Genomic DNA, 25,581 nt, shown 5'->3' with positions numbered 1-25,581 from the left:
AGGGAAAACATAAAATGGACTGTGGGAATATGAATAATTATATGATTTTTAGATTGATCCTATGTTGCGGTCTATTGTTCGCACAGCAATCAGTTCAGGCATCCTGCAAAATAGATAATGATGCGTCGCCGTCAACCTCTACGTTCAATATGCCGTCGTTTACGGTAAATGCGGACGCCGCTCCAGGTACGATCATTGCAACCCAGGAAGTGACTGGCGACCTTATTAATGTCGTGGACTGTACAGATAATGGCGATATCTATACAGGTTATACCGTATTCACGAGTAGCGATGCCCGCACGGATAATCCCCTTAGCCGTGTTTATCAAACAAATGTTCCGGGAATAGGTTTTCGGGTTGCCTGGTCTAAAGATAGCTCTTCCGCCCTAACAGAAGGATCGCTGGTTACCCCTATGCATCTAGGGACGGCAAAAACAACCCACTTAAGTGACTATAGTATTCAATCACGTGCGAGAGCTGAATTTGTCGTCACTGGTGTTGTGCAGTCAGGGGTTATTGACGTCAACATGCTCAATGCGGACTGGATTTATGATTCGCAGGTTATTGCTCAAATTCGCTTTGCGCCAATAGCGATTAACGTTACTGCTAACACCTGCAATTTGGTTGAAAAAAATATCACAGTGCCGCTTAAGAGAATCATGACTAGCGATATTGTGGAGGGCTATTCCGATGTTGTGTCTGATGATAGTTTCAAGATTCAGCTGGAACAGTGTGTCGCGGGCATCAAACTTGATTATAAATTCACCACTGCCGGTTCAACTGGCGTGAGTGGCAATAGCGACATCCTGGAGATCGCCAGTGGTAATGACGCAGCCGAAGGGGTCGGATTACAAATTCTCGACAGCAACAATAATGTGCTGAAATTTGATCAAGATTACAACGCGGTAGCGCAAACAAGCGATAGGCAGTCTGTCACTATCCCTTTGAAAGCGAGATATGTACAAACAGGCACTGTAAAAGCGGGAAAGGTTGACTCTGTTGCGACATTTAACGTTTTTTACCGCTAGCCAAAAATAGCCTGTGTATTTGCAGGCTTTTCTTTTCAACATTCCAGCCTAATTTATTAACCCTTTCTTTTCATCTGGTTATTTCTTAACCCCTCAGTTTTAGTAGGGACGCGTATTGCTTGCGATCGCAACAGTGTTTCGAATATTATGCTCTCGTTATAATAATAATTCTCGTTTACGTTATCATTCACTTTCATCAGAGAAATACCAATGGCGCGTCTTAAAACTGCTCAGCCAAGTTCATCGCTGCGTAAAATCGCAGTAGTGGTAGCCACAGCGGTTAGCGGCATGTCTGTCTATGCACAGGCGGCGGTTGACCCGAAAGAAGAAACCATCACCGTAACTGCTGCACCTGCTCCGCAGGAAAGCGCATGGGGGCCTGCGGCAACCATCGCTGCACGACAGTCTGCTACGGCGACCAAAACCGACACTCCGATTCAAAAAGTTCCTCAGTCTATTTCAGTGGTCACCGCCGAAGAGATGGCGTTGCATCAGCCAAAATCGGTCAAAGAAGCGCTCAGCTACACCCCGGGCGTTGCCGTGGGTACGCGTGGCGCGTCCAATACCTATGACTACCTGATTATTCGCGGATTTGCCGCAGACGGCCAAAGTCAGAATAACTATCTGAATGGCCTGAAGATGCAGGGCAACTTCTACAATGATGCGGTCATCGACCCTTATATGCTGGAGCGCGCCGAAGTGATGCGCGGTCCGGTTTCCGTTCTGTACGGAAAGAGCAACCCGGGTGGGTTGTTGAACATGGTCAGCAAGCGCCCGACAACGGAGCCGCTGAAAGAAGTTCAGTTCAAAATGGGCACTGACAGCCTGTTCCAGACCGGTTTTGACTTCAGCGATGCGCTGGATGACGATGGTGTGTACTCATACCGCCTGACCGGCCTGGCGCGTTCCGCGAATGCGCAGCAGCAGGGCGCAGAAGAACAGCGTTATGCTATCGCGCCATCTTTCACATGGCGTCCGGATGATAAGACGAATTTCACCTTCCTCTCCTACTTCCAGAACGAGCCGGAAACCGGTTATTACGGCTGGTTGCCGAAAGAGGGGACCGTGTCTAAGCTGCCAAATGGTTCACGTCTGCCGACCGATTTCAACGAAGGTGCGGACAACAATACCTACTCTCGTAACGAGAAGATGGTGGGCTACAGCTTCGACCACGAATTTAACGACACCTTTACCGTACGTCAGAACCTGCGTTATGCGCAAAACAAAGTGTCGCAGAAAAGCGTTTACGGCTATGGCATGTGCTCCGATCCGCTGTATACCAAAGATCCGGCTAACAGCCCTTGCGCCAGCATCCCTCAGTCAGATTGGGATCACACGCTGACTCGTCAGTACGTTGACGATAATGAAAAATTGCAGAATTTCTCTGTTGATACCCAGTTGCAGAGCACATTCGCCACCGGTTCCCTGGATCACACATTGCTGACCGGCGTTGACTATATGCGTATGCGTAACGATATCAACTCCTGGTTCGGTTGGGCTGGTTCGGTAGCGCCGTCTGATATCTATAATCTTGATCGTAGCGATTTTGACTTTGGCTCGCACCCTGGACCTGGCGCAGCTTATCGCGTTCTGAATAAACAGGAACAAACGGGCCTGTACGCTCAGGATCAGATGCAGTGGGATAAGGTGCTGGTCACTCTGGGCGGTCGTTACGACTGGGCTAAGCAGGACTCTCTGAACCGCGTTTCTGGTGTGCTGGACTCCCGTGATGATCGACAGTTCACCTGGCGTGGCGGTGTTAACTACCTGTTCGATAACGGTGTAACCCCGTATTTCAGCTACAGCGAATCGTTTGAACCTAATTCTCAGGTTGGGGAAAGCGGCAATATCTTTGCGCCATCTAAAGGTAAGCAGTACGAAGCGGGCGTGAAGTACGTGCCGAGCGACCGTCCGATTGTATTAACCGGTGCCGTTTACCAGTTGACCAAAACCAACAACCTGATGGCCGATCCGAATGGATCGATCTGGTCAGTTGAAGGCGGTGAAATTCGTTCACGCGGTGTGGAAATCGAAGCGAAAGCGGCACTGTCTGCCAGCGTTAACGTGGTGGGTTCTTATACCTACACCGATGCGGAATACACCACCGACACCAACTACAAAGGCAATACGCCTGCTCAGGTGCCAAAACATATGGCATCACTGTGGGGGGATTACACCCTCTATGATGGCGCGCTTTCCGGGCTGACGTTGGGTACGGGTGTTCGTTATACTAGTTCCAGCTATGGCGATCCGGCAAACTCCTTCAAAGTGGGAAGCTACACGCTGGTAGATGCGTTAGTACGTTACGATCTGGCGCGTGTTGGTATGGCTGGCTCCAACGTGGCGCTGCATGTGAACAACCTGTTTGACCGTGAATACGTCGCCAGCTGCTTCAATACTTATGGCTGCTTCTGGGGCGCAGAACGTCAGGTCGTTGCAACTGCAACCTTCCGTTTCTAATTTCTCTTTGGGCACGCTTTGCGTGCCCGTTTTACAAGTTGGCTGCTATGCAGGAAAACAGATCCCATCCCGACACCACTTTTGCGTTGCGTAATGTCTCCTTTCGTGTGCCTGGCCGCACGCTTTTGCATCCTCTCTCATTAACTTTTCCTGTAGGGAAAGTGACTGGCCTTATCGGCCACAACGGTTCCGGTAAATCGACATTATTGAAAATGCTGGGACGTCATCAGCCGCCGTCAGAAGGTGAAATCCTGCTCGACGAACAGCCGCTGGAGAGCTGGAGTAGTAAAGCGTTTGCCCGCAAGGTCGCCTATCTGCCGCAACAGCTGCCGCAGGCAGAAGGGATGACGGTACGCGAACTGGTGGCGATTGGTCGTTATCCGTGGCACGGGGCGCTGGGGCGTTTTGGCGTTGCCGACAGAGAGAAAGTAGAAGAAGCAATTTCGCTGGTAGGTTTAAAGCCGCTGGCGCACCGTCTGGTCGATAGCCTGTCCGGTGGGGAACGCCAACGCGCGTGGATTGCCATGCTGGTGGCACAGGACAGCCGCTGTCTGCTGCTTGATGAACCGACTTCCGCGCTGGATATCGCCCATCAGGTTGACGTGCTGGCGCTGGTGCACCGCTTAAGCCAGCAGCGCGGGCTGACGGTGGTTGCGGTGCTGCATGATATCAATATGGCGGCCCGTTACTGCGATTACCTCGTTGCGCTGCGCGGCGGTGAGATGATTTCTCAAGGAACGCCTGCTGAACTTATGCGCAGTGAAACTCTGGAACAAATTTACGGTATCCCGATGGGCATTTTGCCGCATCCGGCCGGTGCCGCACCCGTGAGTTTTGTCTATTAATGATCGGATTACATCATATTACTCGTCGGCGGCTGCTTACGGCGATGGCGCTGTCGCCTCTGCTGTGGCGGATGAATGCGGCGCACGCCGCGGCGGTTGATCCCCAGCGCATTGTAGCGCTGGAATGGCTGCCGGTAGAGCTGCTGCTGGCGCTGGGTATTACGCCGTATGGCATCGCAGACATCCCTAACTACAAGCTGTGGGTCAGTGAGCCTCCTCTGCCGGACTCGGTAATTGACGTCGGGCTACGTACGGAACCCAATCTCGAACTGCTGACCGAAATGAAGCCCTCATTTCTGCTCTGGTCGGCAGGTTACGGTCCTTCCCCTGAAAAGCTGGCGCGGATTGCACCTGGCCGGGGATTTAACTTCAGCGATGGCAAAAAGCCGCTGGCCGTTGCGCGACAGTCGCTGCAGGAAATGGCGCAATTGTTCAATCTGCAAGCTTCTGCTGAACGCCATTTGACTGAGTACGATCATTTTATCGCCAGCCTGAAACCGCGCTTTATGCAACGCGGCGCGCGTCCCGTGCTCCTGACATCCCTGCTTGATTCGCGGCATATGCTGGTGTTTGGTTCAAACAGCCTGTTCCAGGACGTACTGGACGAATATGGGATCCCTAACGCCTGGCAGGGAGAAACAAACTTCTGGGGCAGCACTGCCGTGAGTATTGACCGTCTGGCTGCTTATAAGGATGTCGATGTGCTGTGCTTTGATCACGGCAACGATAAAGAGATGGCTGCGCTGATGTCTACGCCATTATGGCAGGCAATGCCGTTTGTCCGTGGCGGACGTTTTCAACGTGTGCCTGCCGTTTGGTTCTATGGCGCAACGCTATCGGCCATGCATTTTGCCCGTATTCTGGATAATGCGTTGGGAGGCAAAGCGTGAGCAGGAAACTTGAAATGCCGGATGGCGGCGCGAAAAGCGCTTTATCCGACCTACGGTTTGGGCGCTTTGTAGGCCGGATAAGGCGAAGCCGCCATCCGGCGTTGCTGTTGTTGGTGCTGTTTGTTGCTGCCTGCTGGCTGACATGGGTTAACTTCTCCGTTGCGCTACCGCGCAGTCAGTGGCAACAGGCTATCTGGTCACCGGATATCGACATCATTGAGCAGATGGTTTTTCACTATAGCCTGCTGCCGAGGCTGGCGATATCGCTATTGGTCGGCGCCGGGCTGGGTCTGGTCGGCGTGTTGTTTCAGCAGGTGTTGCGTAACCCGCTGGCGGAGCCAACCACGCTGGGCGTTGCGACTGGTGCGCAGTTGGGCATTACGGTTACCACGCTGTGGGCTATTCCTGGTGCGCTGACCACGCAATTTGCGGCGCTGGCGGGAGCATGTGTCGTTGGGGCGCTGGTGTTTGGCGTTGCCTGGGGCAAGCGTCTTTCTCCGGTGACGTTAATCCTTGCCGGGCTGGTGGTCAGCCTGTACTGCGGGGCGATTAACCAGTTGATGGTTATCTTCCATCACGATCAGCTGCAAAGCATGTTTTTATGGAGCAGCGGCACGTTAACGCAAACCGACTGGAGCGGCGTACAGCGTCTGTGGCCGCAGCTGTTGGGCGGTGTGATGCTGACTCTGTTGTTATTACGCCCAATGACGCTGATGGGACTGGATGACGGCGTGGCGCGCAACCTCGGTCTGGCGCTGTCGCTGGCACGTCTGGCGGCGTTATCGCTGGCCATTGTCATCAGCGCCTTACTGGTTAACGCGGTTGGGATTATCGGCTTTATTGGCCTGTTTGCACCGCTGCTGGCGAAAATGCTCGGTGCGCGTCGTTTGCTGGCACGTCTGGTACTGGCCCCGCTGATTGGTGCGTTGATCCTCTGGCTCTCCGACCAAATCATTCTGTGGCTGACCCGCGTATGGATGGAAGTCTCCACCGGTTCAGTGACGGCGTTGATTGGCGCACCGTTGCTACTGTGGTTGTTGCCGCGCTTGAGGAGTATGAGCGCCCCGGATATGAACGCCAGTAATCGCATCGCCGCTGAGCGTCAGAATGTGCTGATGTTTGCGCTGGCGGGTGGCGTAATCTTGCTGCTAACCCTCGTGGTGGCGCTGTCGTTTGGCCGCGACGCACATGGCTGGACATGGGCTAGCGGCGCGATGCTGGATGAGCTGATGCCCTGGCGCTGGCCTCGCATTCTGGCGGCCCTGATTGCCGGGGTGATGCTGGCGGTAGCGGGCTGTATTATTCAACGTCTGACGGGCAACCCGATGGCCAGCCCGGAAGTGCTGGGCATTAGCTCCGGTGCGGCATTTGGCGTGGTGCTCATGCTGTTTTTGGTCCCCGGAAATGCTTTTGGCTGGCTGCTGCCTGCCGGAAGCCTCGGGGCCGCGGCTACTCTGCTTATCATTATGATAGCTGCCGGGCGCGGTGGTTTTTCACCGCACCGTATGCTGTTGGCCGGTATGGCGCTCAGTACGGCCTTTACTATGCTGCTGATGATGCTGCAAGCCAGCGGCGATCCGCGCATGGCGGGCGTGTTGACCTGGATTTCTGGTTCAACCTATAACGCGAGCGGAGAGCAGGTACTGCGTACCGGGATTGTGATGGTGATTCTGCTGGCGATGACGCCACTGTGCCGCCGTTGGCTAACAATTTTACCGCTAGGCGGCGATACGGCGCGGGCTGTCGGTATGGCTATCACGCCATCACGCGTGGGGTTACTGCTGCTGGCGGCAGGGCTGACGGCGACAGCCACCATGACTATTGGACCGTTGAGCTTTGTCGGGCTGATGGCTCCGCATATTGCCCGTATGATGGGTTTTCGCCGGGCGATGCCGCATATGCTGATTTCGGCGCTGGCGGGTGGCGTGTTGCTGGTCTTTGCTGACTGGTGCGGCAGGATGGTGCTGTTTCCGTATCAGATCCCGGCGGGATTATTGTCGACGTTTATTGGTGCGCCGTACTTTATCTATCTGCTGAGAAAGCAGAGTCGCTGAGGCTGACCCCTTTCATGTAGGCCGGATAAGACGCTTTGCGTCGACATCCGGCAATAAAAAAGCCGGGTGGCGGCTTCGCCTTACCCGGCCTACATTTCTGCACGTTCTCTTTTTTACAACTTCGCAAACACCCGGCGCGCGGCGTCGATGGTGTTATTGATATCGTCTTCACTGTGCGCCACGGACATAAAGCCCGCTTCGAAAGCAGACGGCGCCAGATAAATTCCTTCATCCAGCATCATGTGGAAGAAGCGCTTGAAGCGTTCGACGTCGCATGCCATCACATCCTGATAGCAGGTTACGGTTTCTGCATCTGTGAAGAAAATCCCGAACATCCCGCCCACATGGTTAACCACCAGCGGAATATTCGCTTCTTCGGCAGCTTCCAACAGACCTTCCGCCAGACGCGTCGTCAGTTCGTTCAGCGTTTCATGAATACCCGGTTGGGCGACTTCAGTCAGACAGGCATAACCTGCCGCCATCGCGATCGGGTTACCGGAAAGCGTCCCCGCCTGGTAAACCGGACCGGTCGGCGCCAGTGCGTCCATCACATCGCGGCGACCGCCGAATGCGCCAACGGGCATTCCGCCACCGATGATTTTACCGAGGCAGGTCAGATCCGGCACGACGCCGTAATAATCCTGTGCTCCGGCCAGCGCTACGCGGAAACCGGTCATCACTTCATCGATGATCAACAGTGCGCCAAACTCATCGCACAGCGCACGCAGGCCCGGCAGGAATTCCGGCAGCGGCGGGATGCAGTTCATGTTGCCGGCAACCGGCTCAACGATGATGCACGCAATCTCCTGCGGATACTGTTCAAATGCCGCACGTACTGAAGCGAGATCGTTGTAGGTGCAGGTCAGGGTGTGTTTCGCGAAATCGGCCGGAACGCCTGGGGAGTTCGGCTGGCCCAGCGTTAATGCGCCTGAACCAGCCTTAACCAGCAGGCAGTCGGCATGGCCGTGGTAGCAGCCTTCAAATTTGATGATTTTATCGCGACCGGTGAAACCGCGCGCCAGACGGATTGCGCTCATTGTCGCTTCCGTACCGGAGTTCACCATGCGCACCATGTCCATGGTCGGCACTAATTCGGTGACCAGCGCCGCCATTTTCACTTCCATCTCGGTCGGTGCACCGAAGCTTAAACCGCGCTCCGCAGCTTCAATCACCGCATTACGGATTGCCGGGTGGTTGTGACCCAGTACCATCGGTCCCCAGGAACCGACGTAATCGACATAGGCTTTACCATCGACATCGTACAGATACGCGCCGTCCGCTTTTTCGATAAACAGCGGAGTACCACCCACGCCAGTAAAGGCGCGAACGGGGGAGTTAACGCCGCCTGGGATAAGTTCGCGTGCTGCGCTGTAGAGATTTTCAGACTTACTCATGGATGGGGTCCTGGTTCGTAGAAAAAGTAAATGCCCGCTATTCTAGTTATTCAGAGAAGGTTATGAAAGTTTTACGCATTTGAAACAATGCGATTTGCAGGGGATTTTCGCGAAATGTGCGAGTAGAATGCCGATTCCGTATTTGTATTACCAATTAATGATCATCTGATGAAGACAGACACTCCCTCTTTTGAAGCACAGCAAATTGTGCGTTTACGCCGCAGGGATCAAATTCGTCGTCTCCTGGAACGAGACAAAACGCCGTTGGCGATCCTGTTGATGGCTGCAGTAGTGGGTACTGTGACAGGGCTTGTTGGCGTGGCATTTGAGAAAGCGGTGACCTGGGTGCAGAATCAGCGCATTGGCACGCTGGCTCAGGTTGCGGACCATGACATTCTGCTGTGGCCGCTGGCGTTTATTCTCTCGGCGTTGCTGGCGATGGTCGGCTATTTCCTGGTGCGTAAATTTGCGCCGGAAGCCGGTGGTTCGGGGATCCCAGAGATTGAAGGTGCGCTGGAAGAGCTGCGACCTGTGCGTTGGTGGCGTGTCCTGCCGGTGAAATTTATCGGCGGCATGGGCACGCTGGGTGCTGGCATGGTGCTTGGGCGTGAAGGTCCGACCGTGCAGATTGGCGGTAACCTCGGGCGCATGGTGCTGGATATTTTCCGCATGCGTAGCGCCGAAGCGCGGCATACCTTATTGGCTACCGGTGCGGCTGCGGGCCTTTCGGCGGCGTTTAACGCTCCGCTGGCGGGGATCCTGTTCATCATTGAAGAGATGCGCCCGCAGTTTCGCTATAACCTTGTGTCGATCAAAGCCGTGTTTACCGGCGTTATTATGTCGAGCATTGTGTTTCGTGTTTTCAACGGTGAAGCCCCGATAATTGAAGTCGGGAAACTGTCTAATGCGCCGGTGAATACGCTGTGGCTGTATCTCGTGCTCGGGCTTATTTTTGGCTGTGTCGGGCCATTGTTCAACACCATGGTGTTGCGCACCCAGGATATGTTCCAGCGCTTTCACGGCGGTGAAATTAAAAAATGGGTGCTGATGGGCGGCGCGATCGGCGGTCTGTGCGGTATCCTGGGATTAATTCAACCTGAAGCGGCAGGCGGTGGCTTTAATCTGATCCCGATTGCCGCAGCAGGCAATTTTAGCGTCGGTCTACTGCTGTTTATATTTATCACCCGGGTCGTCACCACGCTGCTGTGCTTCTCATCCGGCGCGCCCGGTGGGATCTTTGCCCCGATGCTGGCGTTGGGGACGTTGCTTGGTACGGCGTTCGGTATGGCTGCGGCGGCCTCTTTTCCGCAGTATCACCTGGAGGCCGGAACCTTTGCCATTGCCGGAATGGGGGCTTTGTTGGCTGCTTCGGTGCGTGCGCCGCTAACAGGTATTGTACTGGTGCTGGAGATGACCGATAACTATCAGCTCATTTTGCCAATGATTATTACCTGTCTTGGCGCAACACTATTAGCCCAATTTATGGGCGGAAAGCCGCTATACTCGACTATCCTGGCTCGTACGCTGGCAAAACAGGAAGCGGAGCAGGCGGCAAAAAGCCAGGGTACTGCCGCTGGCGAGAATACTTGAACGAAATACCAGGGTATTAGATAATGGCCCAAAATATTGGGTTGAAATTTACCCAATTGCCGATGTCGTTTGGAGCAAAATATGAGTGATGACGTAGCGCTGCCACTGCAATTTACTGAAGCAGCAGCCAATAAAGTTAAAAGCCTGATCGCTGACGAAGATAACCCGAATCTGAAATTACGCGTGTATATCACTGGCGGTGGTTGCAGCGGTTTCCAGTACGGTTTCACCTTTGATGATCAGATCAATGAAGGTGATATGACCATTGAGAAACAAGGTGTTGGTCTGGTCGTTGATCCGATGAGTCTGCAATATCTGGTGGGCGGCGCGGTTGACTATACCGAAGGTCTGGAAGGTTCCCGCTTCGTTGTGACTAACCCGAATGCGAAAAGCACCTGCGGGTGTGGTTCTTCTTTCAGCATCTGATTGCTGTCTGTAATACTGATGGTCTGATGTTGTAGGCCCGGTAAGCGTAGCGCCACCGGGCAATGTGCCGGATAGCGGCGTAAACGCCTTATCCGGCCTACATGTTCTGTATCGTCCTATCAACGCCCGTTATCATCCAGCGCAAACGTCGGCAATTTCAGATGCCAGCGAATGGCGGCAAGCCGAATCAGCAGGGTGACAATCATCCCCATCATACTGGCGTTTTCCAGTGAAACATCAAAGGTATAAAACGCTGTCGCATGCACGATCCCGCCGATAATACAGGCTGTGGCGTAGATCTCGGTGCGCAAAATCATCGGGACTTCACGAGCTAACACATCGCGAATGATCCCACCACCAACGCCGGTAATCACCCCCATACAAATCGCCACCAGCGGCCCTGTTCCTGCGAGAAATGCCTTGTTGACCCCAATACCCACGAACACAGCCAGACCAACGGCATCCAGCACCGGAAGGATCCATTTCGGTATGCGTCTTGGTTGACGTACCAACAGGATCGTCAGCATGCTGGTGATCATCGCCACCACCAGATCGGTCGGATCCTTAACCCAAAAAACCGGTCCATTATCCAGCGCCATATCGCGGATCGTTCCACCACCAACGGCAGTAACCACGCCGAGTACCAGGACGCCAAACGGATCCATACGTAATTTTCCGGCCAGTAATACGCCAGAGATTGCAAATACCGCGGTGCCGACAATATCAAGCCAATAGACGAGCATTTTTAAATCCTCACAACAGACCTGGTGGGGGCAGGCGCTAATTTATCTGTGAAAGCGCATTACAGAGTTGTTTTGCGGCGAGGATAATACGCGGGCTCGCGCGTTCGAACCAGTCACTATTAAGTGTAATAATGGGTATTTTTAGCTGGTTTCCCCAGTATTGCTCAATTTTCAGAGTTTCACCCGGACCGCCTGTGGCAACAATAGCCTGGGGGGCTCGTGCCAGGACCTGCTCACGGCTAACCTGCGGCCAGGGAACCCGACTACCGGCAAAGATGTTTTCTCCGCCGCATACCTCAAGAACTTCGTGCTGAATAGAACCTTTTCCACTGGTAAACAGAGGATTGGCACCAAACTGGAGAAACACGCGTTTTTTCGGTTTGTTGGCATACTGAGATTTAAGTAAAGCATAGTCATCAAGCATGGTTTGCGCCGCCTGTTTAGCTTGTTCAGGCTTGGGGCTCCATGCTGCTAATTGGCGTAGCGCATCGGCAACCTGCTCAATGGTAACGGCATCCACCCAGATGACCTTAATTCCCAGAGAGGTCAGTTGATTCACCTGCCGCTCAGCATTTCCCCCGCGCCAGGCGACGACCAAATCAGGTTTCAGCGCCACAATACGTTCAAGATTCATCCCTTGCCAGGTTGAGACTTCCTCAATATTTTTGGCTTCTGGCGGGTAGTTTGAATAGCTGCTGACGCCAACGGGGGTAATGCCAGCGGCAAAAGCGAGTTCAGTATTGGCAGGAGAAAGCGTCACAACACGCGGCGCGGCGTAAAGGAACGCCGGGAGAGTGAAAAGCAGGGCGACCAGCGCCCTGGAGAGTAATTTAGCCATGCGCCAGTTTCTGTACCAGCGTTTCAACCATCAGGCTTGACTGCTTCGCGGCAACCACCAGGAATTCGTCAAAGCTGAGATGGGACTGCTGATCGGCAACGTCAGAGATAGCGCGAACCACGACAAATGGCACGTTAAAGTTGTGGCAAACGTGCGCAATTGCGGTCGCTTCCATCTCAACGGCAATCGCCTGTGGGAAGTTATGCTTAATTTTAGCCAGCCCCACGGAACCGTTAATGAATGCGTCGCCGCTGACGATAAGTCCGCGAACGGCGTTCAGATTGAGTTCGGCGATGCAAGACTCTGCGGCAGCAATCAACGCAGGATCGGCTTTAAAACCAGCCGGGCAGCCCGGTAGTTGACCAAATTCATAGCCAAAGGCAGTGACGTCGGCGTCGTGATAGCGCGCTTCGTCAGAAACTACGATATCCCCGACTTTCAGCGTAGAGGCCAGGCCACCCGCAGAACCGGTATTAATGATGGCGTCCGGCTTGCAGCGTTCAAGCAGCAGCGTAGCGCCCAGTGCCGCAGCCACTTTACCGATACCCGATTTCAGCAGCGCAACCTCTGTACCGTTCAGTTGGCCGGTGTAAATTTCACAACCGCCGAGCGCGATGGTCTGACGGTTTTCGATTTTGTCACGCAGCAGCGTAACTTCTTCTTCCATTGCACCAATGATGCCGATTTTCATAGATTTACTCGCGATAAGCCAGATTTGAGGGCATAGTCTATCATGCGCTTAAGGGGTAGCGCATTTCTCAGGCGGGAGAGGACATGGCACAGATCGATTTCCGAAAAAAAATAAACTGGCATCGTCGTTACCGTTCGCCGCAGGGCGTGAAGACTGAGCATGAGATCCTGCGTATTTTCGAAAGCGATCGCGGACGTATTATCAATTCTCCGGCAATTCGCCGACTGCAACAAAAAACGCAGGTCTTTCCGCTGGAGCGTAATGCGGCAGTACGCACGCGCTTGACGCACTCGATGGAAGTTCAGCAGGTTGGGCGCTATATCGCGAAAGAGATCCTCAGCCGACTGAAAGAACTAAAGCTGCTGGAGCAGTATGGCCTGGATGAACTGACAGGGCCATTTGAGAGTATTGTCGAAATGTCCTGCCTGATGCATGACATTGGTAATCCGCCGTTTGGCCATTTTGGGGAAGCGGCGATTAATGACTGGTTCCGCCAGCGACTGTATCCCGCAGACGCAGAAAGTCAGCCCCTAAGTGATGACCGCTGCCAGGTGGCGGCATTACGGTTGCGTGAAGGCGAGGAGTCGCTGAATGATATTCGCCGTAAGGTACGCCAGGACCTGTGCCATTTTGAAGGCAATGCGCAGGGTATTCGCCTTGTGCATACGTTGATGCGTATGAACCTTACCTGGGCGCAGGTTGGCGGTATTTTAAAATATACCCGTCCAGCGTGGTGGCGCGGCAGTGCACCCGAAACACACAATTATTTAATGAAGAAGCCGGGTTATTACCTTTCTGAAGAACCGTATATTGAGCGGTTGCGTAAAGAATTATCATTAGCGCCTTACAGTCGCTTTCCATTAACCTGGATTATGGAAGCTGCCGATGATATCTCTTATTGCGTAGCGGATCTGGAAGATGCCGTTGAGAAAAGAATCTTTAGCGTCGAGCAGCTTTATCACCATCTGCATGAGGCGTGGGGGCAACATGAAAAAGGTTCCCTGTTTATCCAGGTTGTTGAGAACGCCTGGGAAAAATCACGTTCAAATACATTAAGCCGGAGTACCGAAGATCAGTTCTTTATGTATTTACGCGTCAATACGCTGAATAAACTGGTGCCGTATGCGGCCCAGCGGTTTATTGATAATTTGCCGCAGATTTATGAAGGCAGCTTTAATCACGCGCTGCTAGAAGATGCCAGTAGCTTCAGCCAGCTACTGGGCGTTTATAAAAATGTGGCAGTAAAACATGTGTTTAGCCATCCGGATGTTGAACAACTGGAATTACAGGGCTATCGGGTGATCAGCGGGTTGCTGGAGATCTATCAGCCGTTATTAAAAATGTCTCAGTCAGATTTTTCTGAACTGGTCGACAATGAAAGAGTAAAACGTTTTCCTATCGAGTCCCGTTTATTTCAGAAGTTGTCTACCCGCCATCGTCTTGCGTATGTTGAGGCGGTTAGTAAAATATCGACGGGGTGCGCCGAGTATTCGGTTCTGGAATATTATTATCGCTGCCGGTTGATCCAGGATTATATCAGCGGAATGACAGATTTGTATGCCTGGGATGAATATCGTCGCTTGATGGCCGTAGAACAATAAATACTCATTTGTAAAGACGGCCAATAAAATTTTACTTTTTCCTTAAACTTAATTCTGGAACTTAGCGCTATAAAACGACTCTGACGTATACAGCAATTTTGCGTTACCTGTTAATCGAGAACGAAACACATGAAAAAAACCACATTAGCAATGAGTGCACTGGCTCTGAGTTTAGGTTTGGCGTTGTCCCCCCTGTCTGCTACAGCGGCTGAGACGTCGTCTTCAGCAATGACCGCCCAACAGATGCCAAGCCTGGCCCCGATGCTCGAAAAAGTGATGCCATCGGTGGTAAGTATTAACGTCGAGGGGAGCACGACGGTAAATACGCCGCGCATGCCGCGTAATTTCCAGCAGTTCTTCGGTGATAATTCACCGTTCTGCCAGGACGGTTCTCCGTTCCAGAGTTCACCGTTCTGCCAGGGCGGCGCACCGGGCGCTGACAATGGCGGCGGCCAGCAGCAGAAATTTATGGCACTCGGTTCCGGCGTAATTATTGATGCCGCGAAAGGGTATGTCGTGACCAATAACCACGTGGTAGATAACGCCACGGTGATTAAAGTTCAGTTGAGCGATGGTCGTAAATTTGACGCGAAGATCGTGGGTAAAGATCCGCGCTCCGATATCGCGCTGATCCAAATTCAGGATCCGAAAAACCTGACGGCGATTAAGCTGGCAGATTCCGATGCGCTGCGCGTGGGTGATTACACCGTGGCAATTGGTAACCCGTTTGGCCTCGGTGAAACGGTGACTTCCGGTATCGTTTCTGCACTGGGCCGTAGCGGCCTGAATGCGGAAAACTACGAGAACTTTATCCAGACGGATGCTGCGATCAACCGGGGTAACTCCGGTGGTGCGCTGGTCAACCTGAACGGTGAGCTGATCGGTATTAACACCGCGATCCTCGCGCCGGACGGCGGTAACATCGGTATCGGTTTTGCGATCCCAAGCAACATGGTGAAAAACCTGACCTCGCAGATGGTTGAGTTTGGCCAGGTTAAACGCGGTGAGCTGGGCATTATGGGTACCGAGCTGAGCTCTGAGCTGGCGAAAGCGATGAAAGTTGACGCTCAGCGTGGCGCATTCGTCAGCCAGGTGATGCCGAACTCTTCCGCAGCGAAAGCGGGGATTAAAGCCGGGGATGTGATTACCTCCCTGAACGGCAAACCTATCAGCAGCTTCGCCGCCCTGCGTGCGCAGGTCGGTACGATGCCGGTTGGCAGCAAAATCACCCTGGGTCTGCTGCGTGACGGTAAGCCGGTCACCGTGAACCTGGAATTGCAGCAGAGCAGCCAGACTCAGGTTGACTCCAGCTCTATCTTTAAAGGCATCGAAGGTGCCGATATGAGCAACAAAGGCCAGGACAAAGGTGTCGTGGTAAGCGACGTGAAACCGAATTCTCCGGCTGCACAGATTGGCCTGAAGAAAGGGGATGTGATTATCGGCGCGAACCAGCAGCCGGTGAAAAACATCGCTGAACTGCGCAAAATCCTCGACAGCAAACCGGCTGTACTGGCGCTGAATATTCAGCGCGGTGACAGCTCCATCTATCTGTTGATGCAGTAATCTCCCTCAACCCCTTCCTGCACAGGAAGGGGTTTCTTTTTGTGATACTTCCCACAACTCCATACTTCTCCCTTTCGCTTTGTGCATTTGCACAATGTCGCCGCTTATTATCTTCCCTATGCTTGAGCTCTGCTCACAGGAGGGGTTTATGGCTGGTTGGCATCTTGATACCAAAATGGCGCAGGATATCGTGGCGCGTACCATGCGCATCATTGATACCAATATCAACGTAATGGATGCCCGTGGGCGGATAATCGGCAGCGGCGATCGCGAACGTATTGGTGAATTGCACGAAGGCGCGCTGCTGGTGCTTTCGCAGGGTCGGGTGGTCGATATCGACGATGCGGTGGCACGTCACTTGCACGGTGTACGACAGGGGATAAACCTGCCTCTACGTCTGGAAGGCGAAATCGTTGGCGTTATCGGCCTTACCGGCGAGCCGGAGCATCTGCGCAAATACGGCGAGTTAGTATGTATGACCGCCGAAATGATGCTGGAACAGTCGCGCTTGATGCATCTGTTAGCGCAGGATAGCCGTCTGCGTGAAGAGCTGGTGATGAACCTGATTCAGGCGGAAGAGAATACGCCAGCGCTGATGGAATGGGCCCAGCGTTTAGGCATTGATTTGAACCAGCCGCGCGTGGTGGCGGTGTTGGAGGTCGATAGTGGCCAGCTTGGCGTTGACAGTGCGATGGCGGAGTTACAGCAATTGCAGAATGCGTTGACCACACCCGAACGTAATAATCTGATTGCGATTGTCTCTCTGACCGAGATGGTGGTGCTGAAACCGGCGCTCAATCAGTTTGGCCGCTGGGACGCTGAAGATCATCGTAAGCGGGTTGAGCAGCTTATTGCCCGCATGAAAGAGAACGGACAGCTGCGTTTTCGCGTGTCGCTGGGCAACTATTTTACCGGGCCTGGTAGCATTGCCCGTTCGTATCGTACGGCGCGCACCACCATGATGGTCGGTAAACAGCGGATGCCGGAAAGCCGTAGCTATTTCTATCAGGATTTGATGTTGCCAGTGCTGCTGGACAGCCTGCGCGGTGGCTGGCAGGCCAATGAGCTGGCGCGTCCGTTGGTGAGGCTGAAAGCGATGGATAACAATGGGTTGCTGCGTCGGACATTGGCGGCATGGTTTCGTCATAACGTCCAGCCGCTGGCGACCTCAAAGGCACTGTTTATTCACCGCAATACGCTGGAATATCGCCTGAATCGTATTTCAGAACTGACCGGGCTGGATCTGGGGAATTTTGACGACAGACTGCTGCTGTATGTGGCGTTACAACTGGATGAACAGCATTGATTAATTGCCTGATGGCGCTACGCTTATCAGGCAAAATGCCGGGTGGCGGCTTCGCCTTACCCGGCTTACGAATACATTCACGCGCGGTTATTTACGCGTCAGTTTTTCCAGATCGGCTTCAATTTCGCTGATCTTGTTGGTCACGACGCTTTCGAGATGACGTAAATCATCAAGGATCTTGCGTTTAAGATCGACTTCGCTGCGATCGCGCTGGCAGATCTGATCCAGTTCATCGATCACATAGCGCAGGTTGGGACTGATCTCCTGCACTTCTTTGTAACCCTGGCCGATGCCATCAGCTACCACCGTTTTGCGCTGACGGGGATATTTGAACTTCACGCTCTTGGCAAAAAACTCGCCTTTATCCTTTTGGAAATAGATTTTCAGGATATCGTTGTTGGCTTCTTGCCGCAGGCTGTAACGATCGATCTCTTCAGGATTAGTAATGCCCAGACTTTTCAGATTGTCATACATAGCGGTACCCTTAAGCTCACTATAACCATTGAATAATTAACGAAAAGCCTTGTTTATGCCACTCGCAGATGTAAAAAAAGCGGGCTAAGCCCGCTTTTTCAAATCGCTGTTAGTCGATAGTGCGCAACAGTTCGTTGATTCCCACTTTGCCACGCGTTTTGGCATCGACTTTCTTCACAATCACCGCGCAGTACAGGCTGTATTTACCATCTTTCGACGGCAGGTTGCCGGAGACGACCACGGAGCCTGCCGGAACGCGACCGTAATGCACTTCGCCAGTTTCGCGATCGTAAATACGGGTGCTCTGACCGATGTACACGCCCATGGAGATAACAGAACCTTCTTCGACGATCACGCCTTCAACCACTTCAGAGCGTGCGCCGATGAAGCAGTTGTCTTCGATGATGGTTGGGTTAGCCTGCAACGGCTCCAGTACGCCGCCGATGCCAACGCCACCGGACAGGTGTACGTTTTTACCGATTTGCGCACAGGAACCGACTGTCGCCCAGGTATCAACCATCGTACCTTCATCAACATAAGCGCCGATGTTTACGTAAGATGGCATCAGCACGGTGTTACGGGCGATAAACGCACCCTGACGCACGGCCGCAGGCGGAACCACGCGGAAACCTTCCTTCTGGAAGCGCGCTTCGTCGTAGTTGGCGAATTTCATCGGTACTTTATCGAAGTAACGGCTTTCCGCACCTTCGATGACCTGATTATCGTTAATACGGAAAGAGAGCAGGACCGCCTTTTTCAGCCACTGATGTGTGACCCACTGACCCTCAATCTTCTCTGCGACGCGCAGTGCACCGGAATCCAGTAAAGAAATAACCTGATTCACCGCTTCGCGGGTTACGGTATCTACATTTGCCGGAGTAATGTCGGCACGGCGCTCGAAAGCGGACTCAATAACGTTCTGTAACTGCTGCATTGTTAAACTCTTTCCATAATAAATAAAAACATCACCCTTTATCGTTTGGATTGAGGGCCTCTGTCAACCGTTGATGCACTTCCTGCTGCAGCTCATTATTAAGGGCGCGCCGGTCGGCGGTGGCTATTATGAATAAATCTTCTACTCGCTCGCCAATGGTTGTAATTCGGGCGCCATGCAGCGAAATTCCCAGATCGGCAAAAATCTGCCCGACCCGCGCCAGCAGGCCGGGCTGGTCGAGAGCGATAAGCTCCAGGAATGATTTTCGGTCGGTATGGGTCGGCAAAAAGGTAACTTCAGTATCGACGGTAAAGTGGCGTAATTTTGCCGGCTGGCGACGCGGTTGCGGTGGCTGCCAACTGCGCTGCGTGATGGCCTGTTCCAGTCCAAAACGGATCGCTTCATGTCGGTCTGAAGACAGCGGGCTGCCGTCCGGTTCCAGTACGATGAACGTATCCATCGCCATCCCATCGCGGGTAGTGAAAATCTGCGCATCGTGGACGCTAAGATTACGCCTGTCCAGTTCGGCGCAGACGGCGGCAAACAGGTAAGGGCGGTCAGGGCTCCAGATGAAAATTTCTGTCCCGCCGCGCGTGGCCTGTGGGCTGAGCAGGATCAGCGGCTTGCTGAGATCGTGTTGCAACAGATGGCGCGCATGCCAGGCCAGCTGATTTGGGCTGTGACGCACGAAGTAGTTGGCGCGACAGCGTGACCAGATGTGGTGCAACGCTTCTTCATCAATGTTGTCCATCCGCAGTAGCGCCAGCGCCTGAAGCTGATGATGGCGTACACGCTCACGCATATCCGGCGTATTTTGCATGCCACGACGGAGTTGTTTTTCCGTTGCAAAGTACAGCTCACGTAGCAGGCTTTGCTTCCAGCTATTCCACAGCGTTTCGTTGGTGGCGCAAATATCCGCGACGGTCAGACACACCAAAAAGCGCAGACGGTGTTCCGTTTGTACCTCTTCGGCGAATTGCTTAATTACTTCGGGATCCTGAATATCGCGGCGCTGAGCGGTCACCGACATCAGCAAATGCTGGCGCACCAGCCACACGATCAGCTGCGTTTCGCGGGAATTCAGGCCGTGCAGTTCGGCGAACTTGAGCACATCCTGAGCGCCGAGTACCGAGTGATCGCCGCCGCGACCTTTGGCGATATCGTGGAACAGCGCGGCAATCAGAATCAACTCCGGCTGTCGCAGACGCGGCCATAGATCCACACACAGCGGATGGCGCTGACGGGTCTCTTCGTTAGCAAAACTTTCCAGCTTGAGCATTACGCGGATGGTGTGTTCATCCACCGTATAGGCATGAAACAGGTCAAACTGCATTTGGCCGACAATATGCGACCATTGCGGCATATAGGCCCACAACACGCTGTGGCGATGCATCGGCAGCAGACCGCGGCTCACCGCGCCCGGATGGCGTAACATGCTGAGAAACAGCGATCGCGCTTCCGGGATGTAGCACAGCGGCTGCGTTAAATGACGGCGGGCATGACGCAAATGGCGCAGCGTGGTGGAGTAAATCCCGCTGATCGCGCTGTTACGCACCATGATGTAAAACATCCGCAGTATCGCTTCTGGTTTGCGGATAAACAGATCGTCGTTGCGCAGATCGATCAACGTGCCGCGTAGTTGGAAGTCGTCATCAATCGGGCGCGGTTTTTCATCGGCGGGCATGGCGAGGATCGCCTCGTCGAACAGTTGCAACAGCATGTGATTCAGTTCGCTGACCCGTCGGGTGACGCGGAAATAGTCTTTCATCATCCGCTCGATAGGCTCGTTGCCTTCGCCGCCGTAGTTTAGCCTTTGCGCCACGCTGAGCTGGCGGTCAAACAGCAGGCGGTTGTCGTATCGACTAACGACCAGATGCAGGGCGAAGCGAATCCGCCACAGGATATGCAAACATTCATTCAGCTCGGCGCGTTCAGCCAGTGTCAAAAAGCCGAAGCCGACCATTTCGTCCAGTGAGGTGGCGCCAAAATGGCGACGCGCCACCCATTGCAGGGTATGGATATCGCGCAGGCCGCCGGGACTGCTTTTGATGTCCGGCTCCAGGTTGTAGCTGGTGCCGTGATAGCGCTGGTGGCGCTGATTCTGCTCTTCCACTTTAGCGGCGTAAAACTTGTCGGAAGGCCAGAAACCTTCGCTAAAAATATGCTTTTGCAGCTCCAGAAACAGCGCCACATCGCCGATCAGCAAGCGTGTTTCAATCAGGTTGGTGGCGACGGTTAAATCTGACAATCCTTCCAGCAGACACTCTTCCAGCGTACGCACGCTATGCCCAACCTCCAGCCTCACGTCCCATAGCAGCGTTAACAGCTCACCGACTTTCTCGGCCTGCGCATCAGGCAGCTTTTTACGACTCAGGATCAGCAGGTCAATATCGGAAAGCGGGTGCAATTCGCCTCGTCCGTAGCCACCAACGGCAACCAGCGCCAGATCGGCTATTTGCCCGAACCCAGCTTCTATCCACAAACGCTGTAGCAGTTGGTCAATAAATTCGGTGCGGGCCTCAATGAGCTGTTCTGCGGAAATTCCACTGTCAAACGCTTCGCCTAACCAGTTCTGGAAGGTGTCGATATGCGCTTTAATACCGGAGCAGTTGAGATCTTGCTGTGGCCATGTCCCTGGGTTTTGCGGTTGGCCAGGCAGGGTGGGGAGGGCAGTATTTGCGTGCTGTTCAGGAAGTGTATTCATTATGCGCCACCCATTAAAAAGCCGGATGATGGCGTGAACGCCTTATCCGGCCTACTAAGTAGTACAATTTGTAGGCCTGATAAGATGCGAATGCATCGCCATCAGGCAAAACATTATTCGCCGTGTGTGATGATCGCCGGGATGGTGTCATCCTTGCGTAACGTCAGAATTTCACAGCCGTTTTCCGTCACTACAATAGTATGCTCGTACTGTGCAGACAAGCTCCGGTCTTTGGTTTTCACCGTCCAGCCGTCTTTCATGGTGCGGATGCGGTAATCACCGGCATTCAGCATCGGTTCTATGGTGAACGTCATGCCCGGCTGCAGTACCACACCACCGTCGTCTGCATCGTAGTGCAGAACCTGTGGCTCTTCATGGAAGCCGCGACCGATACCGTGACCGCAGTATTCACGAACAACAGAGAAACCTTCGCCTTCCGCGTATTTCTGAATTGCAGCGCCCAGCGTGCGCAGGCGAATGCCCGGTTTTACCATCCGCAGCGCCAGGTACAGGCTTTCCTGTGTGACGCGGCACAGACGCTCGCCCAGAATAGTAGGTTTGCCGACGATAAACATCTTGGAGGTATCGCCGTGGTACTCGTCTTTAATCACGGTTACGTCGATGTTGACGATGTCGCCGTCTTTCAGAAGTTTGGCGTCGTCTGGGATCCCGTGGCACACGACTTCATTAATAGAGATACATACGGATTTCGGATAGCCGTGATAGCCCAGGCAGGCGGAAATAGCCTGCTGCTCATTCACGATGTAGTCATTACAGAGGCGATCCAGCTCGCCGGTGCTGACGCCCGGTTTAACAAACGGCGCGATCATTTCCAGTACATCAGCGGCCAGGCGGCCAGCGACGCGCATTTTTTCGATTTCTTCAGGGGTCTTGATTGAGATAGCCATAAATTCTGTCCATCAGTGCCGATGATATCGGCAATAATTGTTTAAGTGCTGCCAATGGTATCAGTCTGGGGTGTACCCTGCCAAATTGAGAATCATTCTGAACTTCGCCTTTCGTGCCACAGATGCGTTGGCTACATTTTTTCACCCCAGTCACTTACTGGTTGTAAGCTCCCGGGGATTCAAAAATTTGCCGCCTTCCTGTAACACGAAATTCATCGTTCATTCAGCACAGACCGCCAACAATTATTGGTGTCGGTGGCGTATTTGTGGTATAAAGCGCGCCGGACTTCCGATCCATTCGAAGACTACACACGATGGACGGGAGCGACAAATCTCACTTTGTGTAACAACACACACGTATCGGCACATATTCCGGGGTGCCCTTTGGGGTCGGTAATATGGGATGCGTGGAGGCTTAACCCCAACTTTTATATATAGAGGTTTTAATCATGGCAACTGTTTCCATGCGCGACATGCTCAAGGCTGGTGTTCACTTCGGTCACCAGACCCGTTACTGGAACCCGAAAATGAAGCCGTTCATCTTCGGTGCGCGTAACAAAGTTCACATCATCAACCTTGAGAAAACTGTACCGATGTTCAACGAAGCTCTGGCTGAACTGAACAAGATCTCTGCTCGTAAAGGTAAAATCCTTTTCGTTGGTACTAAACGCGCTGCAAGCGAAGCGGTGAAAGAAGCTGCTAACAGCTGCGACCAGTTCTTCGTGAACCATCGCTGGCTGGGCGGTATGCTGACTAACTGGAAAACCGTTCGTCAGTCCATCAAACGTCTGAAAGATCTGGAAACTCAGTCTCAGGACGGTACTTTCGAAAAGCTGACCAAGAAAGAAGCGCTGATGCGTACTCGTGAGCTTGAGAAACTGGAAAACAGCCTGGGCGGTATCAAAGACATGGGCGGTCTGCCGGACGCTCTGTTCGTAATCGATGCTGACCACGAGCACATTGCTATCAAAGAAGCAAACAACCTGGGTATCCCAGTATTTGCTATCGTTGATACCAACTCTGATCCGGACGGTGTTGACTTCGTTATCCCGGGTAACGACGACGCAATCCGTGCTGTGACCCTGTACCTGGGCGCTGTAGCTACTACCGTTCGTGAAGGCCGTTCTCAGGATCTGGCTTCCCAGGCGGAAGAAAGCTTCGTAGAAGCTGAATAATAAGGCACGCTCGTTAGAGCCCTTATAGACCAGGTAGTATCACGTTTGGTTAGGGGGCCTGTATATGGCCCCCTTTTTCACTTTTAAATCTGTGCGGTTTCATGCCGGGCAGATCAAATCTTCCGAGGATTTTAGAATGGCTGAAATTACCGCATCCCTGGTAAAAGAGCTGCGTGAGCGTACTGGCGCAGGCATGATGGATTGCAAAAAAGCACTGACTGAAGCTAATGGCGACATCGAGCTGGCAATCGAAAACATGCGTAAGTCCGGTGCAATCAAAGCGGCGAAAAAAGCAGGCAACGTTGCTGCTGACGGCGTAATCAAAACCAAAATCGACGGCAACATCGCTTTCATTCTGGAAGTTAACTGCCAGACTGACTTCGTTGCTAAAGATGCTGGTTTCCAGGCATTTGCTGACAAAGTACTGGACGCTGCCGTTGCTGGCAAAATCACTGACGTTGAAGTTCTGAAAGCACAGTTCGAAGAAGAACGTGTTGCTCTGGTTGCTAAAATCGGTGAGAACATCAACATCCGTCGCGTTGCTTCCCTGGAAGGCGAAGTTCTGGGTAACTACCAGCACGGTGCTCGTATCGGTGTTCTGGTTGCTGCAACTGGCGCTGACGAAGAACTGGTTAAACAGCTGGCAATGCACGTTGCTGCAAGCAAACCAGAATTCGTTAAACCGGAAGACGTTTCCGCTGAAGTGGTAGAAAAAGAATACCAGGTTCAGCTGGACATCGCTATGCAGTCTGGCAAGCCGAAAGAAATCGCAGAGAAAATGGTTGAAGGCCGCATGAAGAAATTCACCGGCGAAGTTTCTCTGACCGGTCAGCCTTTCGTCATGGAACCGAGCAAATCTGTTGGTCAGCTGCTGAAAGAGCATAACGCTGACGTAACTGGTTTCATCCGCTTTGAAGTGGGTGAAGGCATCGAGAAAGTTGAGACTGACTTTGCAGCAGAAGTTGCTGCAATGTCCAAGCAGTCTTAATTTTTAAAGGAGCCGCCTGAGGGCGGCTTCTTTTTGTGTCTGGCTTGTAAATTCAGCGAACCGCTATAGTGGTCATGCTGAAAAGCGACATACAATGTCGCCGGAATTAACTCATCTCATTCGTTGACAGTCTCAGGAAAGAAACATGGCTACCAATGCAAAACCCGTCTACAAACGTATTCTGCTTAAGTTAAGTGGCGAAGCTCTGCAAGGTTCAGAAGGCTTCGGTATTGATGCAAGCATCCTCGACCGCATGGCTCAGGAAATCAAAGAGCTGGTTGAGCTGGGTATTCAGGTTGGCGTAGTGATTGGTGGTGGTAACCTGTTCCGTGGCGCTGGTCTGGCGAAAGCGGGGATGAACCGCGTTGTGGGCGACCACATGGGCATGTTAGCCACCGTAATGAACGGTCTGGCGATGCGCGATGCGCTTCACCGCGCCTATGTGAACGCTCGCTTGATGTCCGCAATTCCTCTGAACGGCGTGTGTGATAACTACAGCTGGGCCGAAGCTATCAGCCTGCTGCGTAACAACCGCGTTGTTATTTTGTCTGCGGGTACCGGCAATCCGTTCTTCACCACCGATTCTGCAGCCTGCCTGCGCGGTATTGAAATTGAAGCGGATGTGGTTCTGAAAGCCACCAAAGTCGATGGCGTATTTACTGCCGACCCGGCTAAAGATCCAACGGCGACTATGTACGAACAGTTGACCTACACTGAAGTGCTGGATAAAGAGCTGAAAGTAATGGATCTTGCCGCGTTCACGCTGGCTCGTGACCACAAATTACCGATTCGTGTCTTTAACATGAACAAACCAGGTGCACTGCGCCGTGTTGTTATGGGTGAAAAAGAAGGCACGTTAATCACGGAATAATTCCCGTTGCGGCTAAATGCAGGTAATATTCCGCTTTAATGTCGCGGGATACGTCCCTCAAAATTAATCAAGACTATACTTGTCACATCTTGCGTGGC

Annotated in this window: 22 protein-coding genes; 14 read left to right on the top strand and 8 right to left on the bottom strand. The window is 53.0% G+C overall.

The features are described from left to right. Window positions 1–29 precede the first annotated feature (29 nt). From SK38_RS13365 to fhuB, 5 genes are all read left to right on the top strand, one after another. Window positions 30–1,028 carry a fimbrial protein gene (locus tag SK38_RS13365; RefSeq protein ID WP_231587316.1) on the top strand — a complete coding sequence of 333 codons (999 nt, stop codon included), beginning with the start codon at window positions 30–32 and terminating at the stop codon, window positions 1,026–1,028. Window positions 1,029–1,238: 210 nt separating this feature from the next. After that, window positions 1,239–3,488, top strand: a complete 2,250-nt coding sequence (gene fhuA, locus SK38_RS13360; protein ID WP_048227070.1) for a ferrichrome porin FhuA — start codon at window positions 1,239–1,241, stop codon at window positions 3,486–3,488. A 47-nt stretch (window positions 3,489–3,535) separates the two neighbouring features. Next, the gene (fhuC, locus tag SK38_RS13355; protein WP_003829206.1) at window positions 3,536–4,333 is read left to right on the top strand and encodes a Fe3+-hydroxamate ABC transporter ATP-binding protein FhuC; all 798 of its coding nucleotides are present in this window, start codon (window positions 3,536–3,538) and stop codon (window positions 4,331–4,333) included. Beyond that, window positions 4,333–5,223: a Fe(3+)-hydroxamate ABC transporter substrate-binding protein FhuD gene (gene fhuD, locus SK38_RS13350; protein WP_048236104.1), complete on the top strand. Its 891-nt coding sequence runs from the start codon at window positions 4,333–4,335 to the stop codon at window positions 5,221–5,223. The genes fhuC and fhuD overlap by 1 nt, the downstream gene beginning before the upstream one ends. A gap of 14 nt (window positions 5,224–5,237) precedes the next feature. After that, window positions 5,238–7,277 (top strand): Fe(3+)-hydroxamate ABC transporter permease FhuB, encoded by a 2,040-nt coding sequence (gene fhuB, locus SK38_RS13345; RefSeq protein WP_156183268.1) that lies wholly within the window; start codon window positions 5,238–5,240, stop codon window positions 7,275–7,277. A gap of 113 nt (window positions 7,278–7,390) precedes the next feature. Here fhuB and hemL read toward each other — a convergent pair whose 3' ends face one another. Then, on the bottom strand, window positions 7,391–8,671 hold the full coding sequence (gene hemL / locus SK38_RS13340; protein WP_008786258.1) for a glutamate-1-semialdehyde 2,1-aminomutase: 1,281 nt from the start codon (window positions 8,669–8,671) through the stop codon (window positions 7,391–7,393). Between the two features lie 168 nt (window positions 8,672–8,839). Between hemL and clcA the strand changes: the two genes are divergently transcribed. The 3 genes from clcA to erpA are packed head-to-tail and all read left to right on the top strand — an operon-like array spanning window position 8,840 to window position 10,687. Further along, on the top strand, window positions 8,840–10,261 hold the full coding sequence (gene clcA / locus SK38_RS13335) for a H(+)/Cl(-) exchange transporter ClcA (protein ID WP_008786259.1): 1,422 nt from the start codon (window positions 8,840–8,842) through the stop codon (window positions 10,259–10,261). 23 nt (window positions 10,262–10,284) lie between these two features. Further along, a complete protein-coding gene (gene yadW / locus SK38_RS25000) occupies window positions 10,285–10,350 on the top strand; it encodes a small protein YadW (protein ID WP_122973801.1) in 66 nt (21 codons plus the stop codon). Further along, a complete protein-coding gene (gene erpA / locus SK38_RS13330) occupies window positions 10,343–10,687 on the top strand; it encodes an iron-sulfur cluster insertion protein ErpA (RefSeq protein ID WP_032942401.1) in 345 nt (114 codons plus the stop codon). The genes yadW and erpA overlap by 8 nt, the downstream gene beginning before the upstream one ends. A gap of 119 nt (window positions 10,688–10,806) precedes the next feature. On the opposite strand, the gene SK38_RS13325 is transcribed toward erpA, so the two are convergent. From SK38_RS13325 to mtnN, 3 genes are read right to left on the bottom strand one after another with little or no spacing between them, the layout of a single operon-like run. After that, window positions 10,807–11,430: a TRIC cation channel family protein gene (locus SK38_RS13325; RefSeq protein ID WP_003829199.1), complete on the bottom strand. Its 624-nt coding sequence runs from the start codon at window positions 11,428–11,430 to the stop codon at window positions 10,807–10,809. A 37-nt stretch (window positions 11,431–11,467) separates the two neighbouring features. Continuing rightward, window positions 11,468–12,268: a vitamin B12 ABC transporter substrate-binding protein BtuF gene (gene btuF, locus SK38_RS13320; protein WP_003829197.1), complete on the bottom strand. Its 801-nt coding sequence runs from the start codon at window positions 12,266–12,268 to the stop codon at window positions 11,468–11,470. Next, entirely contained in the window at window positions 12,261–12,959 is a 699-nt protein-coding gene (gene mtnN, locus SK38_RS13315) for a 5'-methylthioadenosine/S-adenosylhomocysteine nucleosidase (protein WP_003829195.1), read from the bottom strand. Before mtnN ends, btuF begins: the two co-directional genes overlap by 8 nt. Window positions 12,960–13,042: 83 nt before the next feature. On the opposite strand from mtnN, the gene dgt reads away from it, so the two are divergent. The 3 genes from dgt to cdaR all read left to right on the top strand — a co-directional run bounded on the left by dgt (window position 13,043) and on the right by cdaR (window position 17,429). After that, window positions 13,043–14,560: a dGTPase gene (gene dgt, locus SK38_RS13310; protein WP_048236102.1), complete on the top strand. Its 1,518-nt coding sequence runs from the start codon at window positions 13,043–13,045 to the stop codon at window positions 14,558–14,560. A 129-nt stretch (window positions 14,561–14,689) separates the two neighbouring features. Next, window positions 14,690–16,123 (top strand): serine endoprotease DegP, encoded by a 1,434-nt coding sequence (gene degP / locus SK38_RS13305; protein ID WP_003829191.1) that lies wholly within the window; start codon window positions 14,690–14,692, stop codon window positions 16,121–16,123. 148 nt (window positions 16,124–16,271) lie between these two features. Then, on the top strand, window positions 16,272–17,429 hold the full coding sequence (gene cdaR / locus SK38_RS13300; RefSeq protein ID WP_003829189.1) for a DNA-binding transcriptional regulator CdaR: 1,158 nt from the start codon (window positions 16,272–16,274) through the stop codon (window positions 17,427–17,429). Window positions 17,430–17,516: 87 nt separating this feature from the next. On the opposite strand, the gene SK38_RS13295 is transcribed toward cdaR, so the two are convergent. The 4 genes from SK38_RS13295 to map all read right to left on the bottom strand — a co-directional run bounded on the left by SK38_RS13295 (window position 17,517) and on the right by map (window position 22,449). Then, a complete protein-coding gene (locus tag SK38_RS13295; protein ID WP_005132126.1) occupies window positions 17,517–17,903 on the bottom strand; it encodes a DUF3461 family protein in 387 nt (128 codons plus the stop codon). A gap of 109 nt (window positions 17,904–18,012) precedes the next feature. Continuing rightward, window positions 18,013–18,837 carry a 2,3,4,5-tetrahydropyridine-2,6-dicarboxylate N-succinyltransferase gene (gene dapD / locus SK38_RS13290; RefSeq protein ID WP_003829186.1) on the bottom strand — a complete coding sequence of 275 codons (825 nt, stop codon included), beginning with the start codon at window positions 18,835–18,837 and terminating at the stop codon, window positions 18,013–18,015. A 31-nt stretch (window positions 18,838–18,868) separates the two neighbouring features. Further along, window positions 18,869–21,541 (bottom strand): bifunctional uridylyltransferase/uridylyl-removing protein GlnD, encoded by a 2,673-nt coding sequence (gene glnD, locus SK38_RS13285; RefSeq protein WP_003829184.1) that lies wholly within the window; start codon window positions 21,539–21,541, stop codon window positions 18,869–18,871. A gap of 113 nt (window positions 21,542–21,654) precedes the next feature. Next, window positions 21,655–22,449: a type I methionyl aminopeptidase gene (map, locus tag SK38_RS13280; protein ID WP_003829182.1), complete on the bottom strand. Its 795-nt coding sequence runs from the start codon at window positions 22,447–22,449 to the stop codon at window positions 21,655–21,657. Between the two features lie 449 nt (window positions 22,450–22,898). Here map and rpsB point away from each other — a divergent pair, with 449 nt between their 5' ends. From rpsB to pyrH, 3 genes are all read left to right on the top strand, one after another. Further along, the gene (gene rpsB, locus SK38_RS13275) at window positions 22,899–23,624 is read left to right on the top strand and encodes a 30S ribosomal protein S2 (protein WP_003018553.1); all 726 of its coding nucleotides are present in this window, start codon (window positions 22,899–22,901) and stop codon (window positions 23,622–23,624) included. A gap of 136 nt (window positions 23,625–23,760) precedes the next feature. Continuing rightward, on the top strand, window positions 23,761–24,612 hold the full coding sequence (gene tsf / locus SK38_RS13270; RefSeq protein WP_003018551.1) for a translation elongation factor Ts: 852 nt from the start codon (window positions 23,761–23,763) through the stop codon (window positions 24,610–24,612). Window positions 24,613–24,757: 145 nt separating this feature from the next. Beyond that, window positions 24,758–25,483: a UMP kinase gene (gene pyrH, locus SK38_RS13265; protein ID WP_003018549.1), complete on the top strand. Its 726-nt coding sequence runs from the start codon at window positions 24,758–24,760 to the stop codon at window positions 25,481–25,483. The last annotated feature ends 98 nt before the right edge of the window (window positions 25,484–25,581 follow it).

The organism is Citrobacter sp. MGH110 (assembly GCF_001037515.1).
GTDB classification, from domain to species: domain Bacteria; phylum Pseudomonadota; class Gammaproteobacteria; order Enterobacterales; family Enterobacteriaceae; genus Citrobacter; species Citrobacter portucalensis.
The sequence above is the reverse complement of the archived record's forward strand: the minus strand, read 5'-3'. Positions and strand labels throughout refer to the sequence as shown.